General features: G+C 41.5%; 15 protein-coding genes. 3 read left to right on the top strand and 12 right to left on the bottom strand.

The window, feature by feature from the left end; translation table 11 throughout:
* Positions 1 to 2: 2 nt before the first annotated feature.
* Together BXY41_RS05115 and BXY41_RS05110 are read right to left on the bottom strand one after the other, a co-directional pair.
* Positions 3 to 386, bottom strand: coding sequence for an SdpI family protein (locus BXY41_RS05115; RefSeq protein WP_104435380.1), 384 nt, complete (start codon positions 384 to 386; stop codon positions 3 to 5).
* A gap of 27 nt (positions 387 to 413) precedes the next feature.
* Positions 414 to 1220, bottom strand: a complete 807-nt coding sequence (locus tag BXY41_RS05110) for a DUF3784 domain-containing protein (RefSeq protein WP_242980041.1) — start codon at positions 1218 to 1220, stop codon at positions 414 to 416.
* A 213-nt stretch (positions 1221 to 1433) separates the two neighbouring features.
* On the opposite strand from BXY41_RS05110, the gene BXY41_RS05105 reads away from it, so the two are divergent.
* On the top strand, positions 1434 to 2498 hold the full coding sequence (locus BXY41_RS05105; RefSeq protein WP_104435378.1) for a helix-turn-helix domain-containing protein: 1065 nt from the start codon (positions 1434 to 1436) through the stop codon (positions 2496 to 2498).
* Between the two features lie 52 nt (positions 2499 to 2550).
* Here the strand turns inward: BXY41_RS05105 and BXY41_RS05100 are convergent, their stop codons facing one another.
* Entirely contained in the window at positions 2551 to 3135 is a 585-nt protein-coding gene (locus tag BXY41_RS05100; RefSeq protein WP_104435375.1) for a hypothetical protein, read from the bottom strand.
* A gap of 9 nt (positions 3136 to 3144) precedes the next feature.
* Positions 3145 to 3642 (bottom strand): DUF2628 domain-containing protein, encoded by a 498-nt coding sequence (locus BXY41_RS05095; protein ID WP_104435372.1) that lies wholly within the window; start codon positions 3640 to 3642, stop codon positions 3145 to 3147.
* A gap of 321 nt (positions 3643 to 3963) precedes the next feature.
* Between BXY41_RS05095 and BXY41_RS05090 the strand changes: the two genes are divergently transcribed.
* A complete protein-coding gene (locus BXY41_RS05090) occupies positions 3964 to 5367 on the top strand; it encodes an AAA family ATPase (protein ID WP_104435370.1) in 1404 nt (467 codons plus the stop codon).
* Positions 5351 to 6049, top strand: coding sequence for a hypothetical protein (locus tag BXY41_RS05085; RefSeq protein ID WP_104435368.1), 699 nt, complete (start codon positions 5351 to 5353; stop codon positions 6047 to 6049). Before BXY41_RS05090 ends, BXY41_RS05085 begins: the two co-directional genes overlap by 17 nt.
* A 53-nt stretch (positions 6050 to 6102) precedes the next feature.
* Here BXY41_RS05085 and BXY41_RS05080 read toward each other — a convergent pair whose 3' ends face one another.
* From BXY41_RS05080 to BXY41_RS05045, 8 genes are all read right to left on the bottom strand, one after another.
* The gene (locus tag BXY41_RS05080) at positions 6103 to 8241 is read right to left on the bottom strand and encodes a polyribonucleotide nucleotidyltransferase (protein ID WP_104435366.1); all 2139 of its coding nucleotides are present in this window, start codon (positions 8239 to 8241) and stop codon (positions 6103 to 6105) included.
* Positions 8242 to 8434: 193 nt separating this feature from the next.
* Positions 8435 to 8701, bottom strand: a complete 267-nt coding sequence (gene rpsO, locus BXY41_RS05075) for a 30S ribosomal protein S15 (RefSeq protein ID WP_104435364.1) — start codon at positions 8699 to 8701, stop codon at positions 8435 to 8437.
* A 188-nt stretch (positions 8702 to 8889) separates the two neighbouring features.
* Positions 8890 to 10230, bottom strand: a complete 1341-nt coding sequence (locus BXY41_RS05070; RefSeq protein WP_104435655.1) for an amidohydrolase — start codon at positions 10228 to 10230, stop codon at positions 8890 to 8892.
* A gap of 5 nt (positions 10231 to 10235) precedes the next feature.
* The gene (locus BXY41_RS05065; protein WP_104435361.1) at positions 10236 to 11948 is read right to left on the bottom strand and encodes an adenine deaminase C-terminal domain-containing protein; all 1713 of its coding nucleotides are present in this window, start codon (positions 11946 to 11948) and stop codon (positions 10236 to 10238) included.
* Positions 11949 to 11959: 11 nt separating this feature from the next.
* A complete protein-coding gene (locus tag BXY41_RS05060) occupies positions 11960 to 13066 on the bottom strand; it encodes an ABC transporter substrate-binding protein (protein ID WP_104435358.1) in 1107 nt (368 codons plus the stop codon).
* A 46-nt stretch (positions 13067 to 13112) separates the two neighbouring features.
* Positions 13113 to 14150 carry an ABC transporter ATP-binding protein gene (locus BXY41_RS05055; RefSeq protein WP_104435355.1) on the bottom strand — a complete coding sequence of 346 codons (1038 nt, stop codon included), beginning with the start codon at positions 14148 to 14150 and terminating at the stop codon, positions 13113 to 13115.
* Positions 14151 to 14162: 12 nt separating this feature from the next.
* A complete protein-coding gene (locus BXY41_RS05050) occupies positions 14163 to 14945 on the bottom strand; it encodes an ABC transporter permease (RefSeq protein WP_104435353.1) in 783 nt (260 codons plus the stop codon).
* A complete protein-coding gene (locus tag BXY41_RS05045; RefSeq protein WP_104435351.1) occupies positions 14938 to 15771 on the bottom strand; it encodes an ABC transporter permease in 834 nt (277 codons plus the stop codon). Before BXY41_RS05045 ends, BXY41_RS05050 begins: the two co-directional genes overlap by 8 nt.
* Between the last annotated feature and the right edge of the window lie 134 nt (positions 15772 to 15905).

Raw genomic sequence — 15905 nt, 5'->3', positions numbered from 1 at the left:
TTTCACATCTGTATACGATTTCCATCTTTATCAAAATTCTTTCTTAATGCGATTTCCGTTGGAATCAGAGAAGCCAGCAGGATAACTGTCTGCACTCCCATCACTACGGAACCAAATTCACCTATTGTATTTATATCTTTTCCAATGAAAAACAACATTACCAAGGCAGATGGAATCAGCATGGAAAGGCCAATGATCTTCCAGTTTTTTCCGCAATGGTGGTGAGCAAACTCCCAGGTGTCTTTGTTTTTCATGGACATGGTAGTTCTGTATCCCACCAAATGATTTATTTCCTTGGGAGGATTTTTTAAAAAAATATAGCCAATCACGATCATAATAAAAGGTAATACCAGATTCATTGCAGTCATAAAAATCCAGAAACCCATACGCGACTCTCCTATCTGAAATTCAGGCTATTTTATTAGTGACTTCAACTGCGTGTAAAGTGCCTCCGTTTTTTCCCGGCTCTGATCATTTATAATATGCAGTCCTTCTTCGGTTTCAATCAGGATAAAAGGAGGCCTGGAAGCATCGATATATACGTGGGCAGTATTTCCGTCCGCATCAAACCGGCCTTTTAAAATGGAACCTAAATCAGAACCATTTTTCTTACTTAATCCAAAAGGCATGGTTTCTTCCAGTGTAATGGTTTTTATTCCGTCAAGGGGAATGGTTTCACCATAAAAGGATGATATCTTCAGGGTATCACCGCCGATTGTATAAACAGGTGGTAATGAAGCCCGGTACAACGTGATACTCACCAAAAGCAGAACTGGAAACATAACAATAAAGATACCGGCAGCAACAAATAACGTTTCTTTTTTGCTTTTACGTATATCTTTCTTATTCTCATACCCCGCCTTATAACACCGGGTATTGGAAATATAAAGGGCTATCCCGATATCAGCGATTAAGAAGATAAAATAAAAAATAAAATAGGGAGTACGGTAAACGCTGTCTAAGGGTATGAAAAAAAGTCCTGCAGTCGCGAATAGTATGAGTAACATAGAAACCCCCATCGTCCGGCACAACTTTTGTGAATTATATTTTTCCTTTTCCTCAGGGCTTGACGTATTATACCCTGCAATGAGAAATGAACCACGTCCTGTCAGTAAAACGGCTGACATAACAAACAACAGTATAAAAATAACCCATACAACAAACATTGCATCAACCTCCTGTCCCCCATGATATTTTGTACCTGGAATTAATTGAAACATTTTAGTCTCCTAATTATCAGAATATTACAAATAGCAGATAAGTTCAAGTCATTTGATTCTTTATTTTTGAGAAATTGGTCTGATTTGAATAATGAGGACTTAACCTGGGGTTAAATTTCTCTAGAACAGATTAATTAATACTCCATTGAAGTCTGAAAGCAGATCTGATACGATTACAGTATCATATGTTTGATCAAACCGGAGGACAAACCAATGCCATTAAATAGTGTGATTCGGGAAAAAAGAAAAGAGGCCGGGCTAACCCAGGAGGAAATAGCTGATTATCTTGGAGTATCTGCCCCTGCCGTAAGCAAATGGGAAAAAGGAAGCACCTCCCCAGACATCACCCTGCTGCCTGCACTGGCACGGCTTTTAAAGATTGATATCAATACTCTTTTATGTTTTGATACAGAACCTGACAAAGAAGAAGTCAGTCAGATCTGCAAAGCGATTATGGATGTGATTCATAAGGAAGGATTTGAAACCGGATTTCTCCTGACGATGGAAAAGATTCGTGAATATCCAACATGCGGTCATTTTATTCATACTGCTGCAGCGTTATTAGATGGTGCCATGTTGATGACTGACATGAGTTCCGGGGAAAAAATGAAATACAGCAGTCATATTATATCCCTTTATGAGCAGGCTGCAAAATATGGCGATGAGCAAACCCGCAGACAGGCAAATTTTATGCTTGCTTCCCATTATACAAGAATAGGGGAATCTGACAAAGCTCAGAAGTTGTTGGATTTGCTGCCTGAACAAAGCGCCATTGATAAGCTTCCTCTTATGGCAGAGATTTTAATTACTCAGGGAAAAACAGAGAAAGCAGGAGAATTATTAGAACGAAGACTGCTTATGGCAGTTCAGGAGATACAACTTTTATTAATAAAACTATCTGATATTGCACTAAAGGAAGGACATTCTCAGGACGCAACTAAAATATCAGAACGATCAGCCAAACTGGCAGAGTTATTCTGTTTACAGGAGTATGATACTTACGCAGCTCCCCTTCAAACCGCAATTGACCAGAAAAATGTTTCCGAAAGTATAACCCTTCTGAATTCCATGCTGGCCTCTCTGCTTCACCCTGGGGAGCTCAATAACTCCCTCCTGTACCGGCACATTTCAATGCCCAGTCATACGGCAGAAATTCGAAAAAAATTGATGAAAGTAATTCTTAGTGAACTCGAAGACGGCGATCAGTATTCTTACCTTCATTCTAATGAAGAATTTAAGGAACTAATAAAAAAATACCAGTCTGCGCTGGTAAGGTAAAAAGCTTAAGAGCCGGGAGAACATATTCCCCGGCTCCTATGGAGTCAGGCTTTCATTTAGTTTGATTTTGCCGCATATATTCATTATTTATCATTTCTTTCATCTGTTCTGCTGTACAGTATAATTCCTTTAGTTCTTCCTTTGATATGATTTTTTTAATATCTAAGTCTGCCTGCAAATAATCTCCCCAATCAGGTTTCATGTCATAAAAATCCGGGAGATAATAACAAACCGTTGTGCCATATCCTCCATTATATTCCGTTGATACCCTTGCAGTCTTTTTTGTCAGATCTATATTATTAATTTCTAAATTTACGATATATTCCTTGCCATAATACTGATACAAAATCTTATTATTGATTTTTATTAAATCCGGTCCATATAAAGCTTCCACATCAGAAGCAAATTTTATGTTTAAACACTCTTTATCATCATATGTTACAATTTCCGCATTCCATTGATTATCCTTAAAATAATCCGCGTATTGATCCAAATTATTGATCGCATCCTGTACTCCAGCATTGATGTTTAAAGAACCGGCTTCTTTGGATACATTATTTTTAGTAAATAATAATGCAGCTGAAAAGAGTATTAATAAGATCAGTAAACAGAAGATATTTATTCTATATTTTTTCATTATTCCATCCTATTGAATCATCAAGGTTTTGTACCGTACAGACTGTAAATTAATTTCTTTCTCTCCAGTAGGAAATAAAATGATACCGGTAAAGGCAACAAAAACTGTTATCAGTAAGGCAGCGAAGATGCCTAAAACACTGGTACCACCTAGTTTTTTTATGTACTGGATTGCTTCCCATTCTGTCAATTGTCTGGTTTGTGCCAGAACTTTTAATTCTCTCTTTCGGTAATAAGAGTTGGCGTAAATACCAACTAATATATGCAGAATCAGTCTACTTCCTGGAATGATAGCTGCAAATAAAGTGATAACCCCAAATAAAAAACCTTCCAAATACATTTTTCTGTATACCAGCCAATATAAGGGGAAAAAGAATGCCGCCCAGTTCCAGCTGCAGAAGTTTTGCTGCATCATTCTGCCACGCCACTGTTTTTCGTAATATCCATAATTCTCTCCTACAAATAATTCCGCTTTCCTCTCATATAGTTTCTGTTGTTCCTCTGTCATAAATACTCCTCCTAAGGTTTAAGGTTATCACTAATTAATTACCTATTCATTATACATAAAATTGTTACAAAATGTAGATATATGTAATAATTAGCACGCTGTATGTAATTTTTGGTATAATCTTGTCTTTTTTCACTATTCACTATTAATGGTCAGACAATCACTGATTTAATTATCAAATAGTAATCTGCATGTATCATAAGTTTTTAAATGTGTAATAATATAAAGTGATACAAATTGTATCGATATTTATTTTTTACATTGAGTTTTCTTTTATTTATGTTACTATAAAATTAACAAAAATTTTTAGAGGAGGTATCTATGCCAGAAGCGATTGTCCGGATCAGCGAAATCCAGCTAACCGATTTAAAAAATACACATTATGGAAAGATTGAGATGCCAGCCCATGCAGAAAAAAACTATTTTACAGATAAAGCAGATCTGCTTGGTATATATGGACAAAATGGTTCGGGAAAAACTGCCGTAATCGAAGCCATGGACATCATTCAGATGCTTTTAGCTGGAAAATCACTGCCGGAAGACACGGTTCACTATATTTCCGAAGAATCAGGAAGCTGCAGCATCACAGTGAAATTTCTGATTCGTTTTTCTGACAAGTCCATTCTGGCGGAATATACGGCAGAGTTCATAAGAGGTGACAGTTTTCCCATGGAGATATCCGGAGAAACCTTAAGTACAGCTGTCTGGAATGGAACCCGGTTTGAAAATAAGAAAACTTTAATTGATTATTCCTCATCATCAAACGGGCCTGTCTTTACACCCAAATACCGTTACGAAGCCCTGGCTAAAAGCGGGGAAGACATCCGGATTAACTTAAGCGTGGCAAAAAAGCTGGCTCAGAAAAACACTTCCTCCTTTTTATTCAGTCAGGAAAGCAGAAGCATATTTCAGTCAGCACCGGAAGAGGTCACTGAAGATTACCTGTCAGTGATAGAGGCATTATACCAATACGCTTCCTTTAATCTGTTTGTTATTTCAAGCGCTCATTCCGGTTCCATCACCACCAGTTCCAGGCTTCCATTTGCGTTTCGTTTAAACCTGGGAAACCGGATTGCAAAAGGTGATTTAACCATCCGCCTTGATGATCCTTCGGTGATCAGCAAGGATCAGTTTCAGCTTGTTACCCAGATTATCGAAGAGATGAATTCGGTTTTAACCTCACTCATTCCAGGGCTGACCATAGGAATTCATAACTTTGGGGAACAGCTTCGGGAAAACGGCGCACCCGGCTACCGGATTCAGCTGATATCAAAACGTGGTGAAGTTGTAATCCCTCTTAAGTATGAATCCGAAGGGATCATTAAGATTATCTCTGTTCTGAACGTCCTGATGTGCGTCTATAACCACCCTTCCATGTGCCTGATTATCGATGAACTGGATGCTGGAATCTATGAATATCTGTTAGGGGAGATTTTATCTGTATTCGAAAAAGGGGCAAAAGGCCAGCTTATTTTTACGTCACACAATTTAAGACCGCTGGAGATGATCCACAAAAGAAGCATTCTTTTTTCCACTGCAAATCCGTCCAACCGGTATATCCGGCTTCAGAATGTAAAAAGCAACAACAACCTGCGGGATATGTATCTGCGCAGTATCACACTTGGAGGACAGCCTGAGGAGATTTATGAAGAAACAGACAGTGTAGAAATTGGACGCGCATTCCGGCGTGCCGGAAAGGCGGTTTTCTATGATAAACAAGACTAAAAAAGTCATTCTTTTTATTGCAGAAGGACCCACGGACGAAGGAACCCTGAGCCCTGTTTTGAAACAGATTTTTCAGAAGGAAGACGTCAGGTTTCATATTGTACATGGGGATTTAACCAGTAACTGGTCGGTAAATGCCCAAAATGCAGTAAAAACCGTGAATCAGCACATTGATATAGAACGAAAACGTTATGGATTCGACAAAAAAGATATATTAAAAGTAATACATCTGGTTGATATGGATGGTGCATTTATCAGGGAGGATCAGGTGGTTTACGCAGATCAGGCGGAAATCTTGTATTTTAACGATCACATTGAAACCCGATCTCCGGAAACTGTAATTAACCGCAATGCAAGAAAATCCCAGATATTATCCCGGCTTTCCCTTACTGGAAAAATTGGTACCATCCCCTACTCTATCTACTACTTCTCCAGAAATCTGGAGCATATCTTTCATAACAGCAAAAAAAATCTGACTGATGAAGAAAAAGTCAATTATGCAGACGCCTTTGCAGACCGCTACTCTTCAAACCCTTCTGCCTTCATCTCCTTACTTTCCGGTAATGATTTTACGGTTCCCGGCGATTACAGAGATACCTGGGAATTCATCAGCCAGGGCACCAATTCTTTAAACCGCCACAGTAACTTTCATCTTCTCTTTCAGGAATTTCCGGGGAATTGATAACAGGCAGCAGACAGTTGGATCCTGTCTGCTGCCTGTTATTTAAACAGCTTTTATTCTGTTACAGTTTCTTCTTTCGCTTCCTTTGGCTCTTCTGCTTTTGCAGTTAAATCGCCTGGCTTCATGCTTAAGTTGATTCTGCCCATCTTATCTACTTCCATAACTTTTACAGTAACCATATCTCCGATGTTTACTACATCTTCCACCTTCGCAACTCTCTTATCGGAAAGCTTGGAAATATGAATCATACCGTCTTTGTTAGGAGCAAGTTCTACGAAGGCACCGAAGTTCATAATTCTTACTACTTTACCAGTAAAGATCTGTCCTGCTTCAATATCAGTCACGATGCTCTTGATAATCTGTTTTGCACGGTCAATCATCGCCTGATCGGTTCCGCATACAGAAACACTTCCATCATCAGAAATATCGATCTTCACGCCGGTTTCTTCGATAATCTTGTTGATTACCTTGCCCTGCTTGCCCACTACATCACCGATCTTCTGAGGATCAATGGAAATCTGGTCAATCTTAGGAGCATATTTTCCAACTTCTTTACGAGGTTCTGCAATGGCTTTTGCCATAATCTCATCAAGAATGTAAAGTCTGGCTTCTCTTGTGGTGCGGATTGCTTCTTCAATAATTGGTCTTGTTAAACCGTGAATCTTAATATCCATCTGAATGGCAGTGATTCCCTTATGGGTACCACCTACCTTAAAGTCCATATCTCCAAAGAAATCTTCCAGACCCTGAATGTCAGTTAAAACCACATAATCATCATCTGTATCTCCGGTAACCAGACCACAGGAAATTCCTGCTACTGCTGACTTAATGGGCACACCTGCTGCCATTAAGGACATGGAGGAAGAACAGATGCTGGCCTGAGAAGTGGAACCGTTGGATTCCATGGTCTCGGAAACGGTACGGATTGCATATGGGAATTCCACTTCTGAAGGAAGAACCGGAACAAGAGCTCTTTCTGCCAGTGCACCATGACCGATCTCGCGGCGTCCCGGTCCTCTGGAAGGTCTTGTCTCTCCTACAGAGAAGGATGGGAAATTATAGTGGTGCATATATCTCTTGGAAGTTTCCATATCATCGATGCCGTCCAGTCTCTGGCTTTCAGATAATGGAGCCAGAGTACAGATATTTAAAATCTGAGTCTGTCCACGGGTGAACATCGCAGAACCGTGTACTCTTGGAAGCAGATCGATCTCTGCTGCCAGATGACGGATCTGATTCATGGCACGGCCATCCGGACGCTTGTGATCCTTTAAGATCATCTTGCGGACAGTCTTCTTCTGATACTGATAAATGGCTTCAGAAAGTACAGCCAGCCACTCTTCTTTTTCAGCAAAAGCCTCTTCTAACTTCTTGGTGATATTCCGAATGTTCTCTTCTCTGATCTGCTTCTCATCTGTAAAGACAGCAACTTCCATCTCTTCAGGAGTTACAATCTCTTTGATGGCTGCAAATAATTCTTCCGGTACTGCGCAGCTGGTATATTCATGCTTTGTTTTTCCGCACTCAGCAACGATGGTATCAATAAACTTAATGATCTCCTGGTTTACCTCATGAGCTTTAAAAATTGCCTGAATCATAACATCTTCCGCAACCTCGTTGGCTCCGGCTTCAATCATAATTACTTTCTCTCTGGTAGAAGCAACAGTAAGAGCCATGTCAGAAGCCTGCTTCTGTGCCTGAGTTGGATTGATCACCAATTCTCCGTCAACAAGCCCTACCTGTGTGGAAGAACATGGACCATCAAATGGAATATCAGAAATGCTGGTTGCAATAGCAGAACCGATCATGGCGGTCAATTCCGGTGAGCAGTCCTGATCAACTGACATAACGATATTATCCAAAGTTACATCGTTGCGGTAATCTTTAGGGAACAGCGGTCTCATGGGACGGTCAATCACACGTGAGGTTAAAATGGAATTCTCAGATGCCTTTCCTTCTCTCTTGTTAAAGCCTCCCGGAATCTTTCCGACTGCATATAATTTTTCTTCGTATTCTACACTCAGAGGGAAGAAATCAATTCCGTCTCTGGGTTTATCGGATGCAGTTGCAGTTGCTAATACAACGGTATCTCCATAGTGCATCAATGCTGCACCGTTTGCCTGCTTGGCAACTCTGCCCACTTCAACGGTCAGTGTTCTGCCTGCAAGCTCCATACTGAAACTCTTATACATACTGGTATCTCCTTAAAAATAAATTTATATTAACAGTAGAAGATGCCGAAACTACTGATCTGCGCGTAAAAAATCCCATGTTTCAGGTCTTATTTTTACGCGTACATCAGCGGTCTCGGGGGATACTTCTACTTTTAACATCCTTTTCTTAATAGACAGATAGGGTGGAGAAGTTCTCCACCCTAAATGGTTATTATTTTCTGATTCCTAACTTCTCAATTAAAGTACGATATCCTTCAAGATCGGTTTTCTTTAAGTAATCAAGAAGACCTCTTCTCTGTCCAACCATCATCAGAAGACCTCTTCTGGAATGATGATCTTTTGGATTCTGCTGAAGATGATCTGTTAACTCTGTGATTCTCTCTGTCAGAATTGCGATCTGAACTTCCGGTGAACCTGTATCGCCAGGCTTTCTGCCATATTCAGAAATAATAGCTGCTTTCTTTTCCTTTGAAATCATGTTGATTTCCTCCTTAAATTTAAGATTCTCACCTTGTACCAAGCAATGGATGGAGTGTCCGAAATACCGGGTACCGGCGCGTATTCATACTGATATAGTTTACCACAGGGGCATATAGTTGTCAAATACTTATATCCTCTTTTTATATTGTTGCCGGATCTTAAAATCTGATACCAGCTGACTTTTATTTACAGATCCAAATCCCGGTTAAGCTCCATATATTTTCCAAAATCCGTCTGTTTCATTTTGTTTAGGAGGCATTTTCGAATCTCTTCCATGTTGCTTTTTTTCAATCGTTTTCCTTCTACCAGACATTCTCCCGCCACATAAACAGTATCTACATTGGACGGATTGGCGCTGTAAACAAGAGCCGAATAAGGATCATAGACAGGAAACATATTGGCAGAATCCGTCTCTATCACCACCAGATCTGCCTGCTTTCCCGGTTCCAGAGATCCGGTTATGCCATCAAGCCCCAGGGCTTTTGCTCCCCTTATGGTGGCCATCTCAACAATGTCTTTTGCAGGAAACGCACTTCTGTCTTTTGTTTCATTTTTATGAAAATCTGCACACAGTTTCATCTGGGTCAGTATATCCAGCGTATTTCCGCTTGCGGGGCCGTCTGTTCCAAGTCCAACCGCAATCCCTCTCTGATTCATACCGCTCACTGGAGCAACTCCCTTGGCGGCTTTTGTATTGGACCCGATACAGTGGGCAACGGACGCGTTGTTTTCTTTCAGAAGATCTAAATCCTCTTCTGTCATATGAATGCAGTGTGCAGCCAGTGTTTCTTTCCCAAGTACTCCGATACTGTTTAAAAAGCTGACCGGAGTCATGTTTTTTTCTTTTTCAAAATATTCCATCTCATAATCCATTTCCGCCGTATGAAGGGTGAATGGTACTTTATAGAAAGAATCAATTCTGTATGCCTCTTTTAATAGATCTGGAGAACAGGTGGTGGTGCCGTGGGGCGCAATACAGGCGGTAATTCTCGGGTGGTTTTTATATTTTTTAATTAAGTTCTCCCCGTAAGCAATGGCTTCCGACGGGTCCTCAAAATCACAGGCTCCCTCATCCATAACGGTCTGCCCGGCGATTGCTCTGAGCCCCATCTCATCCATGGCTTTTGCAGCCTCTTCTTCGTAATAATACATATCCATAACGGTTGTAACACCGGAAAGAAGCATTTCTGCGGCTGCATAACGGGTAGAGAGATACACCAGTTCTTCATCCATGGATTTTTGCTCCATGGGAATCAGAAAGACACGGAGACGATCCTTACAGTCATCTCCAAGACCCCGGAACGGAATCATTCCCATGTGGGTATGAAGATTTATCATGCCGGGCATTACGATTGCGTTTCTGGCATCCAGCCGTGTTGCATCCGCCAGGCTGGCATCTTCCTTTAAGTCCTTCATTTCTCCTGTCATTGTGATCACATCATCTTCAAACATCACAAAACCCGGATTATAGATTTCCCCTTTTTGATTCATGGTTACTACTGTAGCATTTACGATTACCGTTCTCACACTTTTCAACCTTTTCCTTTTTCATACTCGTATTTTTCCACCAGGGGAATTCCCTGCCTGTCTTTCGTATCAAACAATCCCTTATCACTGAGCTTTAACTCCGGAGAAACCAGCAGAGTTAAGGTTGAGATGGACATGATCACATTGCTGTTTTGATAGCCCATATCTTCAATCTCCCGGCGAACCTCACCCAGGCTTTTGGAAAGCTTATAAAGTCCCTCATCAGAGAGAATTCCGCCTACAGGAAGATTGACAAAAGCGGTTACTTCTCCCTCTCTGGCTGTTACATAACCTCCCTGCATGTGAACCACACGATTCTGCGCCAGAAGCATATCCTTTGGTGAATTTCCAAGAACCAGAAGGTTGTGGCTGTCATGACTCCAGGTGGTTGCCACAGCGCCTGGAAGTTTTAATCCATTCTCTACCAGACCGTAGGAGACATTACCGTTTTTGCCGTATCTTTCGTAAACTACAGCAAGGCACAACCCTGCCTCCTGCCAGCAAAGGCAGTGATCTTTTACTGCAATCCTGCGTTTAACATGGCAGATTCTGGTTCCATACTCCTGTACCTGCATGACTGACACCACTGCCACCCCGTCCTTTATGTTACAGCGGTTTAGTTTAAAGTCTGATTCTAAAGCAATCCGGCATTTTACAGACTGGTAGAACTCATCGGGATATCTGGTTTTTTCTTCCTTTGAGGGGGACTCATAAAGCTTTCCCTTTTTATAAACTGCCAGAGGATTGAAATGGATCAGATCTTCTAAAATAATAAAATCAGCCAGTTTCCCAGGTGCTATCATCCCCCGGTCATTTAGTCCCATTCTTCTGGCTGGAGTCAGAGTACTGCAATAAACGGCCCTTTCTGCAGGCATTCCCTGTTCCACTGCCAGACGAAGAATCCTGTTTAAATGTCCGGTTACCAGATGATCCGGCATGACATCATCTGTCACCAGTGCCACATTTTCATAAAGCTCATTGGACACAACGGCAGATACCACATCATGGGTTAAGGATTTCCCCTGAAGCTCCAGAAACATACCCAGATCCGTTTTTTCCAGGACAGACTCAGGCGTCTGCTGGGTATGATCTGCATCCACTCCGCCTCTTATAAAAGCTGCCAGATCCCTTCCTGTAAGAGATGGGCAATGGCCTTCAATCTTAATATCCCGGCTGGCTGTCTGGCATAATTGAATCAGGCGTTTTATCTTTGTATCTTCCGGGGAAATTAAATCCCTGTGATTCATCACTTCTCCCAGGCAGATGACCCGGTCATCTTCTAACAGCTTTAAAACCTCTTCTTCTCCCACGACACCGCCGGTTGTCTCATATGCCTCACCTGCTGCCGGAACACTGGAAGGGATGGCATAATAGATATCCAGATCCGTTTTTACTTCCATAAACCGACTGATACCTTCCATTCCAAATACATTGGCTATCTCATGAGGATCTGCGACTATTGTCGTGACACCCCAGGGAAGAACCGCTCTGGAAAATTCCGCTGGTCCGATCATGGAGCTCTCCATATGCATATGGATATCAATCAGTCCCGGTATAATATAGTTATCCTTTGCATCTACCACATGGTCTGCCTCATAACAGGAAGCAGGGGAAACGTCATAAAACTTTTCCCCCACCACTGCAATGTCTGCTTTTTCAAAACACTGCCTGTATGTCCGGTAGACCCATCCATTCTGAATCAGTAAGTCAACCTTCATATTCTCATTCCTTAGCTGTTAATAATACGGTTCCACTGGTCAATCCAGTCTTTTAAAAGTGGGTTTACAAAGGAATAATCAAGAACCTTTGCATTTTCTGCAGTTTTTCCGTATGTCATATTTTTTGCATTTTCTTCATCAACCGTTACCTGATTGTTGGTTGGTGCCTCATTAAGTGCCTTGGTTGTCTTGTCCTGAAGCTCCTTGCTTAAGCGGTAATTGATATATGCATAAGCCAGTTCTTTGTCCTTGCAGTTCTTGGTAATGCTGATGGTATTGAAGTTTGCATAAGTTACATCAGGAGTTACATACACCAGATCCGGATTTGCCTGTTTGATGGTCGGAACGCCGAAATCTCCAACAATTGCTGCCTTGATCTCACCAGAGGTAAACATATTGATTAAGTCAGAAGATTTTGCGTAAGTTTTAACCAAGTTGGGCTTTAATTCTTCCAGTGCCTTAAATGCAGCCTCTCCCTTATCTGTTGTAACATCAACGCCTGCATGATCGCTTGCCATATAAACCATGGCAGGACCAAAGGTAGTGGTGATATCCGGAATCGCAACGCTTCCTTCTAATTCTGCTTTCCAAAGATCATCAAAGCTGTTGATTTCAAATCCAACCGCTTTCGGATCATACATAATGCCAATGCTGTTAATGGTATAGGCAACACCCTGTCCGGAATCTGCCATGGTTTTTGCTGTTCCGATTAAGTTCTTGCTGTTTTCAATCTTGGATAAATCCAAGGTCTCAAATAATCCTTCTTCGATTCCTTTTGCAGTCATTGCCTGGGATAACTCGATTACATCAATGGTACTCTGAGAATCTGCAGACAGCTTTGTATAGCGCTCATTGGTACTTCCTGTCTCTGTTACAATTTTGCAGCCAAACTCATCTTCAAATGGTTTGTATACTTCTTCTTCTGAAATATCTTCGCTTAATCCGTAAGTGGATAACACCAGTTTCTTATCTTTGCCAGCTGCGCTCTTTTCTGCGGCAGTGCTCTGTTCTGCTGTGGTGCCAGTTCCTGCTGTTGTGCTTTCTCCTGTACTCTTAGCAGCTCCGCAGCCTGACAGTGCGATGGCTGCACATAAAGATAATGCCAATACTTTTTTCATAATTTTAATCCTCTCTTTTTATCATTTGCCGGCTTTATTGCCGTTGTTACTTATTTACAAGAATGAGCTTTGATTCAGGAAGATACAGACGGATGCTACTGCCCTCTTCATAAACCTCTTCTGCCGGTCTGCTTACCAGGAACTTGCCTTCCGCTGTCAGCACTTCATACTGATAGCTTTTTCCTAAAAATGTCCGGACGCCTACTGTTCCAGTAAGAACATTCCGTTCTTCCGACTCGCCTGCAATCCTGATATCTTCCGGCCTGATTGTACCTGCCAGAGAATCGCCGGTTCTGTCAGACTCTACTGTAAATACTGTACCAGCCTGGGTTTTATATACATTTCCTTCTCTATTTAACGTAAGGAAATTTTCAAAACCGATAAATCTGGCGACAAATTCCGTTTCCGGTCTCTGATAAATATTCTCCGGTGTATCAAACTGCTCAATGATTCCCTGATTCATAACCGCTACCTTATCAGAGATGGAGAAACATTCTTCCTGGTCATGGGTGACAAATAAGGTGGTAATCCCAAGCTTTTTCTGAATCCGCTTAATCTCCATACGCATGTTGATCCTGAGCTTTGCATCTAAATTGCTGAGGGGCTCGTCAAGGAGTAAAAGCTTTGGCTCAATTACCAGAGCTCTGGCAAGGGCAACTCTCTGTCTCTGCCCGCCGGACATCTGCTGGGGAAAACGTTTTTCAAATTCTGAAAGACCGCAGACTTCCAAAATATTTTTAACCTTCTGGTCAATCTGCTGTTTATCAAGCTTTCTCATTTTTAAACCAAAAGCTACGTTATCATAAACATTTAAATGAGGGAACAGTGCATAGCTCTGGAATACAATACCAAAGTTTCTTTTATGAACCGGAATCTTTGTTAAGTCTTCCCCGTCCAGGGAAAATACTCCGCTCTCAGGCTCTATAAATCCTGCCACAACACGAAGAGTGGTGGTTTTTCCACATCCGCTGGGACCTAATAATGACACCAGTTCCCCTTCCTTTACTTCCAGATTTAATCCTTTTAACACCTGTTTTTTCTTATCATAACGGACATCAATATCCTTCAGTGTCATATATGCCATATCACATTCCTCCTATTTCGCCAGGGCGGCTATTCCCAGTGTTTTATCTACAATTACCATCATAAGAACTGTAACCGCCATCAATAATACGGATACTGCCGACACCGTAGGGTCATAATTATATTCAATATAATTCATCAAAGTTGCCGGAAAGGTGGATACTCCCGGTCCGGAAAGAAACATGGATACCGGTATGTTATTAAAGGAATTGATAAATGCCAGCATGAAGGCAGCAGAGATTCCGGAGGTAATATTAGGAAGTACAACCCGGAAAAATGCACGGAGCTTTCCGCAGCCCAAGCTCCATGCCGCTTCCTCTGTGGAAAAGTCAAACTGCTCAAGGCTGGAACCTACCACCCGGATCACATAGGGCAGAGTCACCATAAAATGTCCGGCTAATAATCCCATAAATACCGGCACTCTCAAAGTTAAAACCAGGAACTGATAAAGGACAAAGCCGATTACGATTCCCGGAACTATGGTGGGGGAAAGAAATACGGATTTTATCAGGTTCTTACCCTTTAATCCGGATCTGGCAAGAGCATAGGCTGCCGGTATTCCCACCAGCAGGGCAATGACAGTCGCCAGCATGGCAATCTCAAGACTGGTTAAAAATGAAATACGGAAGGATTTTGTGGTAAAAACCTTTATAAACCATTTCACAGAAAAGGATTCGATGGGAAAGGTAATTGCACTGCCTTTGCCAAAAGCGGTAACTGTTATAATAATCAGGGGCAATATTAAAAAGCAAAACACGAGAACGGCAAAAACAGTGAGCATTTTATTTTTACGCATGGTCTCCTCCTCTCTTGTCCAGTCTTGCTGCCAGTGAATTAAATCCTTTGATTACAGCAAGTGTTACAACAATCATGATCAGGGAAATAACGGCTGCGCCATCCCAGTCTCCCACACTCATGGCTCTCTGGTAAATAAATGTGGAAAGTACCATATTTTTATTTCCGCCTAACAGCTGGGGAGTGGTATAAGCAGTCAAGGTACCAGTAAAAACCAAAATCCCGCCCACAATGATGCCCGGCAGGCTCATGGGGAAAATCACCTTCATAAAAGCACGGATTCTGTTTGCTCCAAGACTTAAAGCCGCCTCCATCATATCATCACCAATATTCTCCATGACACCAGCCACAGTTACGATCATAAGGGGAAGAAATAAATAAACCGAACCAATAATAATGGCGAAGTCTGTATAAAGCAGCTTAAGGGGTTTTTCCACAATCCCCGCTGTAACCAGTATCCGGTTAATCAGACCGTTGCTCCCTAAAATATTGATCCAGGCAAAGCTTCGGATTACAGAGTTGGTCATCATGGGAAATATGGAAACAGACAACAGGATCCCTCTCCATTTTTTCCCGCACCGGCTGATAAAATATGCGGTGGGAACTCCAAGTACCATGCAGAATCCGGTTGTCAGGCACGCAACCTTTACCGTTCTTACAAAGATTTTTCGATAATATTCATCCTGGAAAAATGATACGTATGCGCTTAAGGGATACTCTCCTGTATGAAGAGACGGAATCAATACTCTCAAAAGCGGAAGGAACAGACATACTGCCAGAATCACCAGCCCGGGAATTATCATTACAAATGCACTGCGTTTCTTCATTTTTACCTCTCCATGCTTTCAGCACTCCAAACGTTGCTGTTTCTTATAACTACTTATAAGTACAATTAATTTATATCTATACATTTATTATAATTTATGATATACTGTACGTCAAATACATATAATCTATATTT

It is taken from the genome of Lacrimispora xylanisolvens (genome assembly GCF_002934545.1).
Classification (GTDB): Bacteria; Bacillota; Clostridia; order Lachnospirales; family Lachnospiraceae; genus Lacrimispora; species Lacrimispora xylanisolvens.
Note: the sequence above shows the minus strand (reverse complement) of the source record. Positions and strands in the feature narration are given on the sequence as shown.

Coding starts and splice junctions, on each gene's coding strand:
- BXY41_RS05115 (WP_104435380.1), bottom strand. CDS start 386: ATGGGTTTCTGGATTTTTATGACTGCAATGAATCTGGTATTACCTTTT.
- BXY41_RS05110 (WP_242980041.1), bottom strand. CDS start 1,220: ATGTTTCAATTAATTCCAGGTACAAAATATCATGGGGGACAGGAGGTT.
- BXY41_RS05105 (WP_104435378.1), top strand. CDS start 1,434: ATGCCATTAAATAGTGTGATTCGGGAAAAAAGAAAAGAGGCCGGGCTA.
- BXY41_RS05100 (WP_104435375.1), bottom strand. CDS start 3,135: ATGAAAAAATATAGAATAAATATCTTCTGTTTACTGATCTTATTAATA.
- BXY41_RS05095 (WP_104435372.1), bottom strand. CDS start 3,642: ATGACAGAGGAACAACAGAAACTATATGAGAGGAAAGCGGAATTATTT.
- BXY41_RS05090 (WP_104435370.1), top strand. CDS start 3,964: ATGCCAGAAGCGATTGTCCGGATCAGCGAAATCCAGCTAACCGATTTA.
- BXY41_RS05085 (WP_104435368.1), top strand. CDS start 5,351: ATGATAAACAAGACTAAAAAAGTCATTCTTTTTATTGCAGAAGGACCC.
- BXY41_RS05080 (WP_104435366.1), bottom strand. CDS start 8,241: ATGTATAAGAGTTTCAGTATGGAGCTTGCAGGCAGAACACTGACCGTT.
- rpsO (WP_104435364.1), bottom strand. CDS start 8,701: ATGATTTCAAAGGAAAAGAAAGCAGCTATTATTTCTGAATATGGCAGA.
- BXY41_RS05065 (WP_104435361.1), bottom strand. CDS start 11,948: ATGAAGGTTGACTTACTGATTCAGAATGGATGGGTCTACCGGACATAC.
- BXY41_RS05060 (WP_104435358.1), bottom strand. CDS start 13,066: ATGAAAAAAGTATTGGCATTATCTTTATGTGCAGCCATCGCACTGTCA.
- BXY41_RS05055 (WP_104435355.1), bottom strand. CDS start 14,150: ATGGCATATATGACACTGAAGGATATTGATGTCCGTTATGATAAGAAA.
- BXY41_RS05050 (WP_104435353.1), bottom strand. CDS start 14,945: ATGCGTAAAAATAAAATGCTCACTGTTTTTGCCGTTCTCGTGTTTTGC.
- BXY41_RS05045 (WP_104435351.1), bottom strand. CDS start 15,771: ATGAAGAAACGCAGTGCATTTGTAATGATAATTCCCGGGCTGGTGATT.